Origin of the sequence: Gottfriedia sp. NPDC057948, assembly GCF_042887255.1 — a bacterium.
Lineage (GTDB): Bacteria > Bacillota > Bacilli > Bacillales > Bacillaceae_G > Gottfriedia.
In genome coordinates this window covers 48,892-62,713 of record NZ_JBHVPN010000006.1, presented here as the reverse complement: position 1 = coordinate 62,713, position 13,822 = coordinate 48,892, and the positions used below count along the sequence as shown (strand labels likewise).

Sequence of the window (13,822 nt, the reverse complement as noted above, 5' to 3'; positions counted from 1 at the left end):
CTAGATTTGAGGTAAATGGAGGAGTAATTTATGGAAGAGACGATTAAACAAAATAGCTTCACACATAGGGAGCTTGCTGCTTCATGTTTTAATAAAGTGTGGGATCTACTTGAATTAGATAATAGATCTCATAGTGAAACAGAAGAAATGGTTCATTTATGTCATAGCTCTTTTTGGCATTGGACAAAAGTAGAGAGCCATACACCAAGAAACATATCGATTGGATATTGGCAATTATCACGAGTGTACGCTGTTATAGGGCAAGGAGAAGCGGCTTTAGATTACGCAAAAAAATGTATCAAGATTAGTTTAGAAAAAGAGGTAGAGCCATTTTATATAGCATATGCATATGAGGCTTTATCAAGAGCATATGCAAAACTAAATCAGTCTGCTGAAAGCTTAGCTGCTAAAACTAAAGCGTATGAATATGTAAAAGACGTAAAGTTTGAAGAAAGTAAAGAGATGTTGCTGAAAGATTTAGATACAATTTAATCAGTTTGTTTTAGTAATTAGGCTAATTGATTTGGGAAGAACTACAAATGACTTAAAAAGGAGATCTCAAAGTCAGTGTACTTTTGAGACCTCTTTTTTTGTATAAATTTTTTGACAAAAATGCATAGAGTAAGGTAGGAAAAAAGATTAAATACATAAAAAACCACAAGGGAAAATTATCACCTAGTGGATTTTCTTCATTTATTACGGTCTTTATTAAGAACGTAATTTTATTTAAATAACTTTTAAATCATAAATACTTGAAATGACCCATTTATTTTTTAATTTAACAAGATCCAGTGTTACATTACATCTATTTCTACCGTTTTTATAATTTCCTTCAGGCTTTATCCCGTCAACAAATGTTATTTCGTATTTTATATGTACCGTAGTTTTATGATGTTTCTTACTTAAATGAATGACAGATAAATTATCACCGATGAATTTTGCATCAAGTACGTTAGACATTATCTTAGTAAAGTAGTAAGAGTGATTGCTGATTTTTAATGAATCTACTACAACAGAGTTATAAATCTCAACATCTTTCCACTTTAAAGCTGTAATGTAGTTTCTTACAGAATTTTGAACATTTTGTTCAATAATTAATTCTGTAGATGCTTCATCGTCCAATCTCTTCTGTTTTTCTTTTTCAATAGATAGTTTTAATGTTAATATAATAATGATGGATATTCCAATAATTACCAAATATAAAGTGAGCGGTTTTTTTTTCATATGGGACCTCTACGAGTATAAATTAATTTGGAAGATTACTAGCTTGAATTTTTTAAATTACTTGATAGCTAGAAAACTATATTTAAATTATTTATTAAAAATGTGTTTAATCAAAAAAATCGCAAGATGTAATGTTTACATCTTGCTTTAAACTGGTTATTAAATGGGGGTGCATTTAAAAAATACTAATGAAGTTATTAGTCGTTAGTATCGTTTAATTGCTTGTACTAAAATCATACCATTCTGTTTGATTTTTTTGTATTGGGAAAATTTTTTGAATATAATTTGTCTGAAAAAAATCGAAAAAGTATATTAATGTGTCGGAAAATCTAATAAAATTTAATTATTAAGAGAAAATTAAAAATATTAATATAAGAAATTAATAGTTTCTAATCATATAAATAGCTATTTTAAATAAAGGGGAACAGGAGATTTTATTATGGATTATGGCATGATGATCTTTCATCATCGAAAAAAATTAGGGTGGACCCAGGAGAAATTATGTGAAGGAATATGCTCTGTTTCGCATTTAAGTAAAATTGAAAACGGTACAAAAGAGGCTGGTATAGAAACGATTGAATTACTTTTAAGAAAGATGCGAGTTGAAATAGATGAAAATGATAGTATTGATGAAGTGACTGTTCAACTTAAACGATTATGGAATGCAATCGAACGAGCTGACTATGATTCTAGTAAAATACTGTTTGAAGAATTGATTGGTAAAGAGGAAAGTATAAACTATACTAATATATCAAATGATTTTTGTATAACAATTTGGAGATATTATATTTTTGTTGAAAATCTTAAAATGGCAAAGAAAAAATTGAAACAACTTGAGGCAAAAAAGAAGAAATTTTCCCAATATGAAACGATAAAATATTTGTTTACACTATCAATATATTACATAAAAGAAAAAAGATATAATGACTCTCTTCTAGTAATGGATGAAGTACAAGAAATTACGCCAAACCTCGAGATCGATTTCCAGGAATATTGCTTCTATAGAGCTTTAGTATATAGCTTTATTAATCAGACTTCCTTGTCTATGTATTTTTGTAATAAAGCAATTCCTATTTTTCTACAAAATAATAATATTAAACGGATCCTTGATGCAAAAATGTTACTTTCACTTCAATTAATTAAGAGCAAGTTGTTAGATCGAGCCGAGCAATTTCTAATTGAAATACTAGATTCTTCTGTTATATTAAGTGATAAAACAATACATATGAGTGCTTTACATAATTTAGGCTTTTTATACTATCATTCTCATAAACATAAAAAAGCAATAAAGTATTATCAAGACTATTTATCTAATATACAGGAGGGGACTGAAGAATACTTTTTAGTCATTTCAAATATAGCGAATAATATGATGATCATAAATGATTACGAGACGGCTACTGAGTTGTTATGTAAGAATCTCTCTAAAATAAAGGATAAAAATAGTGCTTCCTATATTCGAATGAAGGTTTTATTACTTGAGGCAAAAAAGGACGAAGCAAATTTAGTTACCTATTTACGTGAAGTTGGCTTGCCATTATGGGTTCAAACCAATGATCATGAAAAATTAATCAAATATTATGATGTTGTTGCAGATTACTATGAAAAACACGAATCGTTAGAAAAACAAAACATGTTATACAAAGAATACAATAGCACTCTATTAAAAATTATTGAAAGCAGGAAATAACATGATGAAAAGACAATTCAACATAATAACAATATTGTGTTTGTTCACTGTACTATCTATTAATTACAGTCCTAATTTAGTTTCTAATGGTTCGGAGACCGCAATTGTTTCAGGTGATTCAGGAACACAACTTTATTCGGATGAGATTGATCAAGGTGAGTCTACAAATGATGGGTTTCAACCATATGATCGATCAAATCGTTCTTATGCAGATGAGCCAATTCATCCTAAGGTAGAAAAATTATTATTTATTAGAACTAAATAAATACATTAATAAGTATCATACTCTTTGTGTGGTACTTTTTTAATTAGGAGGTAGGAAAGCTATGTCTTTTGAACAATGTTATAAAATTTATGAACGAATGAAGGATTTTAATAAAGGATGGTATATAGCTGGTGGATGGGCAATTGACCTTTTCTTAGAAAAACAAACGAGAAATCACCATGATATCGAAATCGCCATTGCGCGTAAGGATCAACTTTATCTTAAAGAATATTTACATAAGTGGACGTTTAATAAAGTCATTAAAGGGGAAATATCAACTTGGAAGAATGAATATTTAGAACTACCTATTCATGAAATACATGGCAAAAATGATGAGACAAAAGATGAATTAGAAGTCTTATTAAATGAAATCGAGTTAAATGATTGGAAGTTTAGAAGGGATGAATCGATTACTTGTAAGCTTGACTCATTTTATCGTGTTACAAATGATGGGATTCCTTACTTGAATCCAGAAATAGTGCTTTTATATAAGGTTAGAAATACAAGAGAAAAGGATCATCAGGACTTTAAAAACGTGAAAGATTATTTGAACCTTTCACAGAAAACATGGTTACGTGAATCAATCTTAATCCATCATCATAATCATGAATGGCTTGAAGAGTTAATATAAAAAAGTTGTAGGAGTGAGCATAGATGGAAGTATTGATTAGACCAGTAGAAATAAATGATGCTAAGGCACTTCATCGTATATGCACCCAAGAAAATGTTTTTCCTTATATGATATTTTTACCTAGTATGCGAGTGGACATGATGGAAAATAGAATTAGAAACTTACAAGCAAACGAATTTGAATTTGTCGCAGAATGTAATGGAGATGTAGTAGGGTTAGTTGGTTTAGTGCAAAGAACAGGTCGCAGGTCTCATGTAGGAGATTTATTTATCGCAACTGATGGAAATCATCATAATAAAGGAATTGGAAAAGCATTGCTCACGAAAGTATTAGATTTGGCAGATCACTGGTTAATGCTAGAAAGAGTAGAGCTAGGGGTATTGGAGACAAATCCTAAGGCACAAGCGTTATATGAAAAGTTTGGGTTTAAAGTGGAGGGAGTTAAGAAAGGGAATATTAAAGCAAATGGTCGATTTGTTGATGAAATTATGATGTGTCGATTTAGGCCAGATGGTATTATTCAATAATAATAGCTTTTAATTGTTGAATTTAGGTTTTGTTTGGGCAAGTTGAACAGACCTTAAAGCGGACCGGGCAGTGATTACCCGGTCTTTCTTACTTTTAAGTAGTTTAGTATATGCTATTAACTTCATTAGCAGACCTTATCCCAGATTCAATAGCTCCCTGTATCCAAGCATGTGACCGAGAAGTATGCTCACCTGCAAAGTGTAACCTTCCCTCAGGACTGCTTATATAAGAATTCAGTTCTTCCTCTTGCCCCGGTTCAAAAAATGTAAAGGCACCAACAGAAAATGGATTTTGACTCCAGCTAAAGGACGTTCCAGTTACAAATTCAGAATAAACTTGGTTGCCCCAAATCTTAGACAAGTCCCGTAAAGCATAATGAATGCGCTCTTCTTCAGTTAAGGCACTCAATGTTAGCGCCTCATCTGCCCAGGTATAGCTTGCATTCACAACTGCTGGACCAGTGGTGCCAATCCCCGTACTAGGATAGAGTGAGAGTCTAGTTGGCAAATCGGTTGTAGACATACCGCCGAATTGACCATATTTCTCCCAAAATCTACTTTTAAACTCAATGCCAATTTTTGTTGCTGACATGTAGTTTATTTCGCGAATTGCTTTTCGCTTGTAATAAGAAATCGAATGGAATGGTTCAATTTCCACAAATCTTAAACGTGAAAATGGTATAGCTATGATGGCAAGGTCTGCGTTCATAATGTATTGGTTTGCGGTATTATTGTCAGTTGTTTGGATTGTTAGGGAATTACCATTTTGAATAATTTTAGTCATTTTTTGATTTAATAGTATATTATCCTTTAATTGAGGAAGAAACGCTTTTGGTAATAAATCCATTCCTCCGGTTATTTCATAAAATTTCGTTGCTGATTTAAAATCAATCTGGTCCCTTAATACCTCTAAAAAGGACATTCCCATAAATGCTTCAAAATCAAGTAGCACCCCAATCATATCAACTGCACCGATGGAAAAGTACGAATTTAAAAAAGAACCAAATGAAATATTACCATACCTTTTTTCGACTATTTCCCAATTAGTTAATGGATTTTGAGTAATAAAATTGATAAATGGCTGCAATGCTTGATCCAATAATTCATCTGAAGTTTTTCCTTTTTCGTTTGGTGCTACTGGATAATTTAATATGTCGGGATTGCTTTTATAATTAGCTTGATTCGTTTTTATTCCATTTGCATAAATGATATCGTTTTGGGTTTCATTAATAAATTCATTTACTGGCAAATTGAATTTTCTAATATACTCTAAAGTTAAATGATGTACATTTGGTATTCGTAATGGACCAGCATTTAAATATAACCCATCAGTAAACGGAGCACGTAAAGTATAAGCACGACCTCCAATTCGATCATTTGCCTCAATAATTGTGACATGGTGTCCTGCATCCTTTAATAATGAAGCTGCCGTCAAACCGGCCATTCCAGCGCCTACGATTAGTACATTTTTTGTGGATTCGGTTTTTCTAAGGCCGTTTTGAATGATTGAAATCATTTGATCAGTTGTTAGTGGAGAACTTGTCATATATTCTCCTCCTTTACAATTCCTTCATTACATTTTATTCGCATTCAAGAAAAGGTATGTAAATTGATTTGAATTTGAAGGAATAGCTAGTTTCAATTGGAATTATTCATCTTTTAATAAACAATTAAAGGAGAATGCTGTCAAATAATCTAATAATTATTAATGGATATCTCGTACTTTATTTACTTTCATACTTTGGTCGTAGACGGATTGATACTGTAGGATGTTATCTAGATTTTTTAATTTCCATAAAATGTGATTATTAGAAGTTTTTAATTGGAGGTTAAAAAATGAAAAAAATTATTATTTCTGCTTTATTAATGATTACTTCGGTATTCGTTCTTGCTAGTTGTTCAATTTTTAACGTTGAAAAGGTAAAAGAAGAAACTGTTTCTATTCATAAAGATCAAGCTAAAAAATTGGATGTTAGTTTAGATTTAGGTGCTGGAGTACTGAACGTTTCAAAAGGTACAAAAAATTGGGTAGACGGAACGATTGAATATAACAATAAATATTTTAATCCAGATGTATCATATAAGCTTAAAGACTCCACAGGAGAAGTGAGAATTGACCAATCTAAAAAGCATTTTCCAAAAGTGAAAATTGGTAAATTAAAGAATGAATGGAATTTGAAGCTTTCGAATAAAGTTCCGATTGATTTAAATGTTAATACTGGCGCATCAAAAACAAATCTTGATTTACGTGGATTGAATTTAAATGATTTAGAAATCGAGGCTGGAGTCGGAGAGCTAAATGTTAATTTAGGTGGAAGCTGGAATAAAAGCTTCGAAGCAAATATTGAAACAGGGGTTGGGAAAACGACCATCGTGTTACCTTCTGATGTGGGTGTAAAGATCAATTTAAGTAAGGAAATTGGCAAGGCAAATGTAGTCGATTTAATTTCGAAAGGAAATGGTGTTTATGTTAATGAAGCGTACGAAAAAGCTGATGTTAAATTAACAATAAACGTGGATTTAGGTGTAGGGGAGGTAAACTTTAAAGTAGATTAATAATAGTAGAAAAATGGGTTTAAAAAACTTAAATCGGCTTGGGAGGAATTCAATGCTAAAAAATGCAGTTGAATCAGTTATTGATTGTATGGCATCAGGTAAGGGGATGTCTGATATACAAAGAATTCAAACGGAACATCGTTTTAAATTAGTTGAGTTTTGGAATATAGAAAAGGGAAGTAAAATATTAGAAATAGGCTGTGGTCAAGGAGATACGACTGCCGTTTTAGCATATATTGTCGGAGAAAATGGATTTGTCCATGGAATCGATATTGGCCCACGAGCATACGGAAGTCCAATTTCATTAGGAGATTCAGCAGACTTCCTATTACAATCGAATTTAGGTAAACAATTAAAGCTGGAATTTGAAATTGACATATTATCATCAACTGTAGATTTTCATGAAAATGAGTTTGATTATATCGTTATGTCTCACTGTTCCTGGTACTTAAAATCACATGAAGAATTTATTGCTGTCTTAAAAAAGATTAAAAAATGGGGTAAAAAATTATGCTTTGCCGAATGGGATACAAGAATTAGCTCAATTGAGCAGTACCCGCATTTATTATCTATTTTAATTCAGGCTCAGTATGAGTCATTAAAACAAAATAGTGAATCAAACATTCGCACCCTTTTTACTCCAAGTGATATAAAAAATATCTGTGAAGCTTCAGGGTGGAACATAATGAATGAAACATCTATATTCTCGCCAAAATTACAGGATGCTAGATGGGAGATTAATAAGACTTTAGCTGATATCGATATTGAACTCAATGATATTGAGAATTTGCCTAGTAAATTAAATGGACTGATTCGTTCAGAAATAAAAATGTTAGAAGAGTCTGTTACTTCCAATGAAATCAAACCTTTATCGATATTTTCATTTGTAGCGAAATAAAACTTCAAAATCTAAAATGAAAAAGCATCTATTTTTTAGATGCTTTTTTTACTATTGAGGATGATAATTTCTTTGATAAATATAGGGGTAACTTGGGTAGTAATACGGATACAAGTAAATTGCTACAACTGAAGAAAGTGGTACTGTGACCTTTTTATATATTCGGTATCTAGGGCGAAAAGTTTCGCCGCCACTTTGTCTTACCTCAAAATAACGCGATTCGGGTGCGGCGAGGTCCTCTGGGACAAGTAAGTCCGCGCTACTCGAATTGTTATCTAATAAAATCCCTTCTAATAAAGCTCTTTCAGAAGTTTGAAATACAACATGGCAGAGTTTATACTTTTTACACTGATCTTGCATATTTCGAATATGGTAACTTTCCATGGAATCCCTCCCATTTGTACTCATTACTAAATGTATGATGTCAGTTAAAGGACTAGAATATTGTCCAAACTAATTAATGATCAGAACAAAGAAGTGAACCACTCCCACAGCTTAGTTAACGCTTGAAGTGGGGGCTTCTCGATTCCGTGACGAAAGCAACCTCTCATCTCCACGAGCGTTACTTCCCACAGTTCCTGCGGAAGATGTCCAACGAATGGAGGTTCTTTCGTTACCTTAGTTATTTTACGAGTGGAAGGGTGACGGGCTTGGTTTTCGCACTATGTCTTATTTGTCCACTCAACCTTATATAACTACTTATCAAAGAACAATTCATAGGAAAAGTATAGCATCCTGATTATGTTAAAAAAGAACAAGATGTTTCCAAGTTGTAAATTTTTTGCATTTATAGTAAAAACGTTTAGTAATTCAGTACTGAGCCATCTATAATTTTTCCTAAGGAAAATATTAATAAGCCAAAAATAAAGTTTAAGTAAATAAAAATAAAAACATAAATTATGAATTTAGGTGAGGTAATTGCAAGGAAAAGTATTAATTGTAGATGATGAAAAAAGTATTGTAGATCCATTAACTTATGCATTTCGTAGAGAAGGATTTATCGTAGAAAACGCATTTAATGGAAAAGAAGCATTAGATAAGATTCCAAGTTTTAATCCAGATATTTTAATATCGGATATTATGATGCCTGTAATGAACGGCTTAGATTTATGTAAACAAATAGGGAATAAAGAAGGACTTGGCATTATTTTACTTACAGCTAAGGATGATATTATTGATCGGGTTTTAGGATTAGAGTTTGGAGCAGACGATTATATAACAAAACCGTTTGATATTAGAGAATTACTAGCTAGAACTAGATCTTTACTACGAAGATTAAAAAAACAATCAACTCCTGATGAAAAAAAGAGCATTTCAATTAATAAGCTACAAGTAATTCCTGCTCAAAGAAAAGTGACAGTTGATGGAACAAATATAGAATTAACCCCTAAAGAATTCGACCTTCTTGTTTTATTAATTTCAAATATGGATCGAATCTTTAGCAGAGATGAATTATTAGATTTAGTGTGGGGAATGGAGTATATCGGAGGAACGAGAACGGTCGATATTCATATCCAACGTTTACGCAAAAAATTAGGAAATTCTTATCAACATTTAATTCAAACTGTTTTTGGAGTTGGATACAAGATATCTAGTGAAAATAAATGAAACTGAGTATTAAAGTTAAGTCGAGCTTATTTTTAGCGATGCTATTAATCGGAACTGTCATTGTATTAAGTATATTAGTCTTACAAGGAATCAAACAAAACCAGCAAAAACAAACTGAAGAAACACTTGCTAGGCAAAGTAAATTAGCAAATGTATATGTAAAGCAAGTTTATTTAAGTCAAACATCAGAAAATCCTCAAGATTTTTTTAAACGATATGGTCGGGAAATTGCTAGACAGATTGGGATTATTAGTAGTCTTCATGTCACAATTTTTAATATGTCTGGAAAAGTTGTAGGAGATTCTCTTCCTTTAGAATCTACAAGAGATGTAGGAGATACCTTAAGTTATGCGTTAAAAGGTAAGATTGCATATCAGGAGAGCGGTGAAACATTATCTTATTTTGCACCAGTTTATAATGAGAATAATCAATTTGGGGTTGTTCAGTTCGATTATTCATTAATTAATAATCAGAAGTTTTATGATAATACAATTAACCTGTTTATTAAAATTGGTTTAATTACTACAATTCTTAGTTTTATTATTGGTTATTTCTTTTTTAATTCTCTTGTTATGAGCATTTTAAAACTTAGAAAAGTAACGGAGGAAATTCAATTAGGAAACTATCCAGACCGTTCTACTTTAAGTCGAAAAGATGAATTGGGTTATTTAAGCCAAGCAATTTTCTATATGAGTAATGAAATTCAAAATAATATAAAAGGCATTCAACAAGAAAAAGAAAATCTGCAATTAGCTGTTGAAAAGCTTAAAGTTTTAGAAAAACAACAAAAGCAGTTTATCGGATCGATTACACATGAGTTTAAAACCCCACTGACTGTAATTAGGGCTTATATTGATTTATTAGACATGTATTCGGATGATCCAAAATTATTAGAAGAAGCAATTAGTAATATAGGAAAAGAATCACTTCGTCTTTACGATATGGTTGAAAAAATATTAAAGCTAGCAGAACTTGAGAAATATGACTTTGAAATTGTAAAAGAAAAAGTTGATGTATATTCCCTTTTAGAAGATATCTGTTTAAGAATGAAAGGGAAAATGACTAAGTTTGGTTTATCGATCCGTACAAATTTTGAACATGCAACGATTCTTATTGATAAAGAAAGCTTTACATTAATCATTATGAATTTATTAGATAACGCTATTAAATATAATAAAACAAATGGTGAGATAAACGTTTCGAATAGGACCCTAAATAATCGTTTAGTTATTAATATATCAGATACGGGTATCGGTATTTCGTCGGAATTAGTGGATAAAATATTTGAACCATTTTTTACCGTAAATAAAGATCGTTCTCGTCAATCTGGTGGATCAGGTTTAGGGCTTGCTTTAACTAAGGATTTAATTGAAAAGCAAAATGGTACGATTCATGTTGAATCGATAGAAGGTAGCGGATCAAATTTTATCATTACATTTCCGCTAGCGAAGTAAAAGTTTACAAATTGGAAACATGATATGTTAAAAATAGAAACATTCTAAACGTATCATAAAATTTGTAAGAATATAGGAAGGTGATGTGATGTTTAAAAAGTACATGGTTAAAGTATTTTTTCTAGTTAGTACAATACTATTAATATCTGGATGTCAAAGTCAAAATGAAGATATAGTAATTGAAAAAAAACATAAAAAAATTACCGTATTAACAGGGAATGAAGAGGTTGTAACAAACGAGTTAGCCCTTGAGAAAATAGATCGTTATGAGGGTATTCGTGGGACGGATTGGTTGGATGATCATACAATTTTAACTGAACAAAAAAATACAAAATTACCAAAATCAGTAATGACAGATAATGGAGATTATACTTATCACATTAATTTATTCTCATATGATCTAAACACAAACAAATCAAAAGTATTAGCAAGCGAGGAGCATGATCAAGTAGGTGCCGTTATTTCGCCTGATAAAAGGCATATTTTCTATAAACAAACAGAGGATGGAAATTCTGGTACAGGTTTTATTATAAATTCTGACGGAACTGGGAAGGTTAAAGTGTCAGAGCCTGATACTATTTATGCATTTGCGACAGAAGGACGATGGATCGACAAACAGACAATCATTTATTCAACAATATTTCAGCAAATGTATTCGGCTGATCTAAATGGTCAAGTAAATAAGATTGATGCTAACTCTGATAAAGTTAATTTAATAAGAAAAAAATACAACGAGCAAAAAGTTGAATGGGTTATTCCATCACCAAATCAAAAGCAATTCGCTATTGTTAGAAAAATTGCAGCCACGAAAAGAGAGTTGTTCATTACCGATGAAAATGGAAGAAAAACCGTATCTTTAGCTACGGGAACTCAAATTTTCGGTGCAGGTTGGTCGCCAAACTCTAAAACATTAGCTTTTTCCGTCATTTCGGAAGATAAGGGTGAAAGAGGATTATTCGTGATCGATGTCAAATCTAGAAAGATAACACAATTATCGACTGATTTAGACGAGATTGCTGGGCCAATTACTTGGAGTCCATCCGGTAAAAAAATATTGGTTTCTAAAGTGATGTTAAAAGAAAATCAAAATGAATTTGTGGCATATGTATTAACGTTGAAAAATTAAGAAACAAAATAGTTTCTTCTATAGAAAGTGAGGGGAAAAGTTCACTTTCTCTTTTTTCTCTTGAGGTAAGTATAAATTAGCTGCGAGGAGTCGTATTAAGGCGTGGTAACTAATTTTAGGAATAAAGTATAAGTTCAACTACGTCTCTGCCTTCGCTTAGTCTCGTCAGTCGACGAGTATTCTTTATCAATATTTTGAGCGAAAATCTTTGTCTAAATGTGGTAGGGGAGGTTCAGGCATCCGTACTAAAAAGAAATAGAATTTTTTATTTCACTAATAATCGAAAATATATTTCTAGCAAAGATATAAAAAGGAGAAATAAAAACATATGAGGAGTCGGAAGGATAAAGATACTGAAAAAAGAAATAGTAAAAAAATATTTATATGGATTATGATATTAGTTCTATTTGGGTGTATATCAGGATTTAGTTATTTTGTTTATAAGAAAGTTTATGAAGAAAGCAATTTAGTAAAAAACGAGACGACTAAAAATAAAGTAGTAGATAAACCAAAATCGATTAAAAAGCCAGCTATAAAGCCACCAGTTCAAAAGCCAGAAAATAACAATACGGCAAAAAAAGAAAACATAGAAACGACTATAAAAATTAGCGCAGCTGGCGATTTTACACTTGGATCAGATGAGGATTTTCAATATATTAATTCTTTTCCAGCAGAAGCAAATAAAAATGGATTAGCTTATTTTACAAAAGGGCTAAATAATATCTTTAAACAAGATGATTTATCTACTGTTAATTTAGAAACGACGTTAACAAATGCAAAAATAAGAGCAACTAAAACATTTCGCTTTAAAGGGAACCCTTCTTATGTAAAAATATTAACTTTAAGTGGTATTGAAGCAGTCAATTTAGCTAACAATCATAGTCATGATTATATGCAAAAAGGTTTTGAAGATACGATTAACAATTTGAAAAAAGAAAAGATTGGTTATTTTGGCTATAATGACCAATATGTAACAACGATTAAAGATGTTAAGGTTGCTGCACTAGGTTATGAAGGCTGGAATGATTCACCTGAATTAAGGATTAAAATTAATAATGATATACAAAATTTAAGAAAAAGTGGCGTGAAAATTATTCTAATCCATTTCCATTGGGGAATCGAGCGAGACTATGTACCGAATAGTACTCAAAAGAATTTAGCCCATTATGCAATCGACCATGGAGCGGATTTAATAGTTGGCCATCACCCACATGTTGTTCAAGGAATTGAAGAGTATAAAGGGAAATTTATCGTATATAGTTTAGGGAATTTTATGTTCGGAGGAAATAAAAATCCTAAAGATAAAGATACATTTGTTTTCCAACAAACTTTTCATCTAAATAATGGAGTACTCACAAATCAAAAAGAAATAAAAGTTGTACCATTTTCAATTTCTTCAGTTTCTAGCCGAAACAATTATCAACCATTATTTTTAAAAGGCTCTGAAGAACAAAGAGTTAAGAAAAAAATAATCGATGTTTCAAATAAGATTCATGGTTCTAGTTGGACTCAATATGAAAAATAAACAGATAAAAGAGAGCAATCCTTAAAAGGATTGCTTTTTGTGTGCTGAAATATAAAATGGTCAAACATATATTAAGAGAATCTTATTGATAATATAATTCATTTTTTTAGGATCTAAATATAATTTTAACTGTTAATTTGTTTGAGCAGTTAAAAATACTTAAGAGTAATTTTTAAGAAAAACAGTTTCAAATGATTATTATAAAACGTTGATGTTCGTCTTAATTGACTAGGTTATTTTTCAACAGCGTAAGCAATCCGATAAAAGATTGTTTTTTTAGTAAACCATGATTTTTCAGATCAAAAGTTATAGGTACAA

Annotated in this window: 14 protein-coding genes; 11 read left to right on the top strand and 3 right to left on the bottom strand. The window is 31.1% G+C overall.

From position 1 onward, the window contains the following. Window positions 1-30 precede the first annotated feature (30 nt). The gene (locus tag ACFVRR_RS11920; RefSeq protein WP_387328510.1) at window positions 31-492 is read left to right on the top strand and encodes a hypothetical protein; all 462 of its coding nucleotides are present in this window, start codon (window positions 31-33) and stop codon (window positions 490-492) included. A 234-nt stretch (window positions 493-726) separates the two neighbouring features. Here ACFVRR_RS11920 and ACFVRR_RS11915 read toward each other — a convergent pair whose 3' ends face one another. Further along, complete coding sequence (locus ACFVRR_RS11915; protein WP_387328508.1) at window positions 727-1,224, bottom strand: hypothetical protein; 498 nt, start codon at window positions 1,222-1,224, stop codon at window positions 727-729. Window positions 1,225-1,663: 439 nt separating this feature from the next. Here ACFVRR_RS11915 and ACFVRR_RS11910 point away from each other — a divergent pair, with 439 nt between their 5' ends. The 4 genes from ACFVRR_RS11910 to ACFVRR_RS11895 all read left to right on the top strand — a co-directional run bounded on the left by ACFVRR_RS11910 (window position 1,664) and on the right by ACFVRR_RS11895 (window position 4,337). Beyond that, window positions 1,664-2,914 carry a helix-turn-helix domain-containing protein gene (locus ACFVRR_RS11910; protein ID WP_387328506.1) on the top strand — a complete coding sequence of 417 codons (1,251 nt, stop codon included), beginning with the start codon at window positions 1,664-1,666 and terminating at the stop codon, window positions 2,912-2,914. Window position 2,915: 1 nt separating this feature from the next. Then, window positions 2,916-3,179, top strand: a complete 264-nt coding sequence (locus ACFVRR_RS11905; protein WP_387328504.1) for a hypothetical protein — start codon at window positions 2,916-2,918, stop codon at window positions 3,177-3,179. A 61-nt stretch (window positions 3,180-3,240) separates the two neighbouring features. Beyond that, window positions 3,241-3,810 carry a nucleotidyltransferase domain-containing protein gene (locus ACFVRR_RS11900; protein WP_387328502.1) on the top strand — a complete coding sequence of 190 codons (570 nt, stop codon included), beginning with the start codon at window positions 3,241-3,243 and terminating at the stop codon, window positions 3,808-3,810. A gap of 23 nt (window positions 3,811-3,833) precedes the next feature. Beyond that, the gene (locus ACFVRR_RS11895) at window positions 3,834-4,337 is read left to right on the top strand and encodes a GNAT family N-acetyltransferase (protein ID WP_387328499.1); all 504 of its coding nucleotides are present in this window, start codon (window positions 3,834-3,836) and stop codon (window positions 4,335-4,337) included. A 103-nt stretch (window positions 4,338-4,440) separates the two neighbouring features. Here the strand turns inward: ACFVRR_RS11895 and ACFVRR_RS11890 are convergent, their stop codons facing one another. Next, window positions 4,441-5,883, bottom strand: a complete 1,443-nt coding sequence (locus tag ACFVRR_RS11890; protein ID WP_387328496.1) for a flavin monoamine oxidase family protein — start codon at window positions 5,881-5,883, stop codon at window positions 4,441-4,443. A gap of 290 nt (window positions 5,884-6,173) precedes the next feature. On the opposite strand from ACFVRR_RS11890, the gene ACFVRR_RS11885 reads away from it, so the two are divergent. Continuing rightward, window positions 6,174-6,893 carry a toast rack family protein gene (locus ACFVRR_RS11885; protein ID WP_387328494.1) on the top strand — a complete coding sequence of 240 codons (720 nt, stop codon included), beginning with the start codon at window positions 6,174-6,176 and terminating at the stop codon, window positions 6,891-6,893. 52 nt (window positions 6,894-6,945) lie between these two features. After that, the gene (locus ACFVRR_RS11880; protein WP_387328492.1) at window positions 6,946-7,791 is read left to right on the top strand and encodes a class I SAM-dependent methyltransferase; all 846 of its coding nucleotides are present in this window, start codon (window positions 6,946-6,948) and stop codon (window positions 7,789-7,791) included. Window positions 7,792-7,842: 51 nt separating this feature from the next. Here the strand turns inward: ACFVRR_RS11880 and ACFVRR_RS11875 are convergent, their stop codons facing one another. Continuing rightward, window positions 7,843-8,175: a hypothetical protein gene (locus ACFVRR_RS11875; protein WP_387328490.1), complete on the bottom strand. Its 333-nt coding sequence runs from the start codon at window positions 8,173-8,175 to the stop codon at window positions 7,843-7,845. A 534-nt stretch (window positions 8,176-8,709) separates the two neighbouring features. On the opposite strand from ACFVRR_RS11875, the gene ACFVRR_RS11870 reads away from it, so the two are divergent. The 4 genes from ACFVRR_RS11870 (at window position 8,710) to ACFVRR_RS11855 (ending at window position 13,504) form a co-directional block, all read left to right on the top strand. After that, on the top strand, window positions 8,710-9,399 hold the full coding sequence (locus ACFVRR_RS11870; protein ID WP_387328488.1) for a response regulator transcription factor: 690 nt from the start codon (window positions 8,710-8,712) through the stop codon (window positions 9,397-9,399). Then, window positions 9,396-10,853 (top strand): sensor histidine kinase, encoded by a 1,458-nt coding sequence (locus ACFVRR_RS11865; RefSeq protein ID WP_387328486.1) that lies wholly within the window; start codon window positions 9,396-9,398, stop codon window positions 10,851-10,853. Before ACFVRR_RS11870 ends, ACFVRR_RS11865 begins: the two co-directional genes overlap by 4 nt. An 88-nt stretch (window positions 10,854-10,941) precedes the next feature. After that, window positions 10,942-11,979, top strand: coding sequence for a hypothetical protein (locus tag ACFVRR_RS11860; RefSeq protein ID WP_387328484.1), 1,038 nt, complete (start codon window positions 10,942-10,944; stop codon window positions 11,977-11,979). A 328-nt stretch (window positions 11,980-12,307) separates the two neighbouring features. Next, window positions 12,308-13,504, top strand: a complete 1,197-nt coding sequence (locus ACFVRR_RS11855; RefSeq protein ID WP_387328481.1) for a CapA family protein — start codon at window positions 12,308-12,310, stop codon at window positions 13,502-13,504. The last annotated feature ends 318 nt before the right edge of the window (window positions 13,505-13,822 follow it).

What these genes read in the sequence shown, in the direction of transcription:
- ACFVRR_RS11920 (WP_387328510.1), top strand. Translation starts at nt 31, where the DNA reads ATGGAAGAGACGATTAAACAAAATAGCTTCACACATAGGGAGCTTGCT.
- ACFVRR_RS11915 (WP_387328508.1), bottom strand. Translation starts at nt 1,224, where the DNA reads ATGAAAAAAAAACCGCTCACTTTATATTTGGTAATTATTGGAATATCC.
- ACFVRR_RS11910 (WP_387328506.1), top strand. Translation starts at nt 1,664, where the DNA reads ATGGATTATGGCATGATGATCTTTCATCATCGAAAAAAATTAGGGTGG.
- ACFVRR_RS11905 (WP_387328504.1), top strand. Translation starts at nt 2,916, where the DNA reads ATGATGAAAAGACAATTCAACATAATAACAATATTGTGTTTGTTCACT.
- ACFVRR_RS11900 (WP_387328502.1), top strand. Translation starts at nt 3,241, where the DNA reads ATGTCTTTTGAACAATGTTATAAAATTTATGAACGAATGAAGGATTTT.
- ACFVRR_RS11895 (WP_387328499.1), top strand. Translation starts at nt 3,834, where the DNA reads ATGGAAGTATTGATTAGACCAGTAGAAATAAATGATGCTAAGGCACTT.
- ACFVRR_RS11890 (WP_387328496.1), bottom strand. Translation starts at nt 5,883, where the DNA reads ATGACAAGTTCTCCACTAACAACTGATCAAATGATTTCAATCATTCAA.
- ACFVRR_RS11885 (WP_387328494.1), top strand. Translation starts at nt 6,174, where the DNA reads ATGAAAAAAATTATTATTTCTGCTTTATTAATGATTACTTCGGTATTC.
- ACFVRR_RS11880 (WP_387328492.1), top strand. Translation starts at nt 6,946, where the DNA reads ATGCTAAAAAATGCAGTTGAATCAGTTATTGATTGTATGGCATCAGGT.
- ACFVRR_RS11875 (WP_387328490.1), bottom strand. Translation starts at nt 8,175, where the DNA reads ATGGAAAGTTACCATATTCGAAATATGCAAGATCAGTGTAAAAAGTAT.
- ACFVRR_RS11865 (WP_387328486.1), top strand. Translation starts at nt 9,396, where the DNA reads ATGAAACTGAGTATTAAAGTTAAGTCGAGCTTATTTTTAGCGATGCTA.
- ACFVRR_RS11860 (WP_387328484.1), top strand. Translation starts at nt 10,942, where the DNA reads ATGTTTAAAAAGTACATGGTTAAAGTATTTTTTCTAGTTAGTACAATA.
- ACFVRR_RS11855 (WP_387328481.1), top strand. Translation starts at nt 12,308, where the DNA reads ATGAGGAGTCGGAAGGATAAAGATACTGAAAAAAGAAATAGTAAAAAA.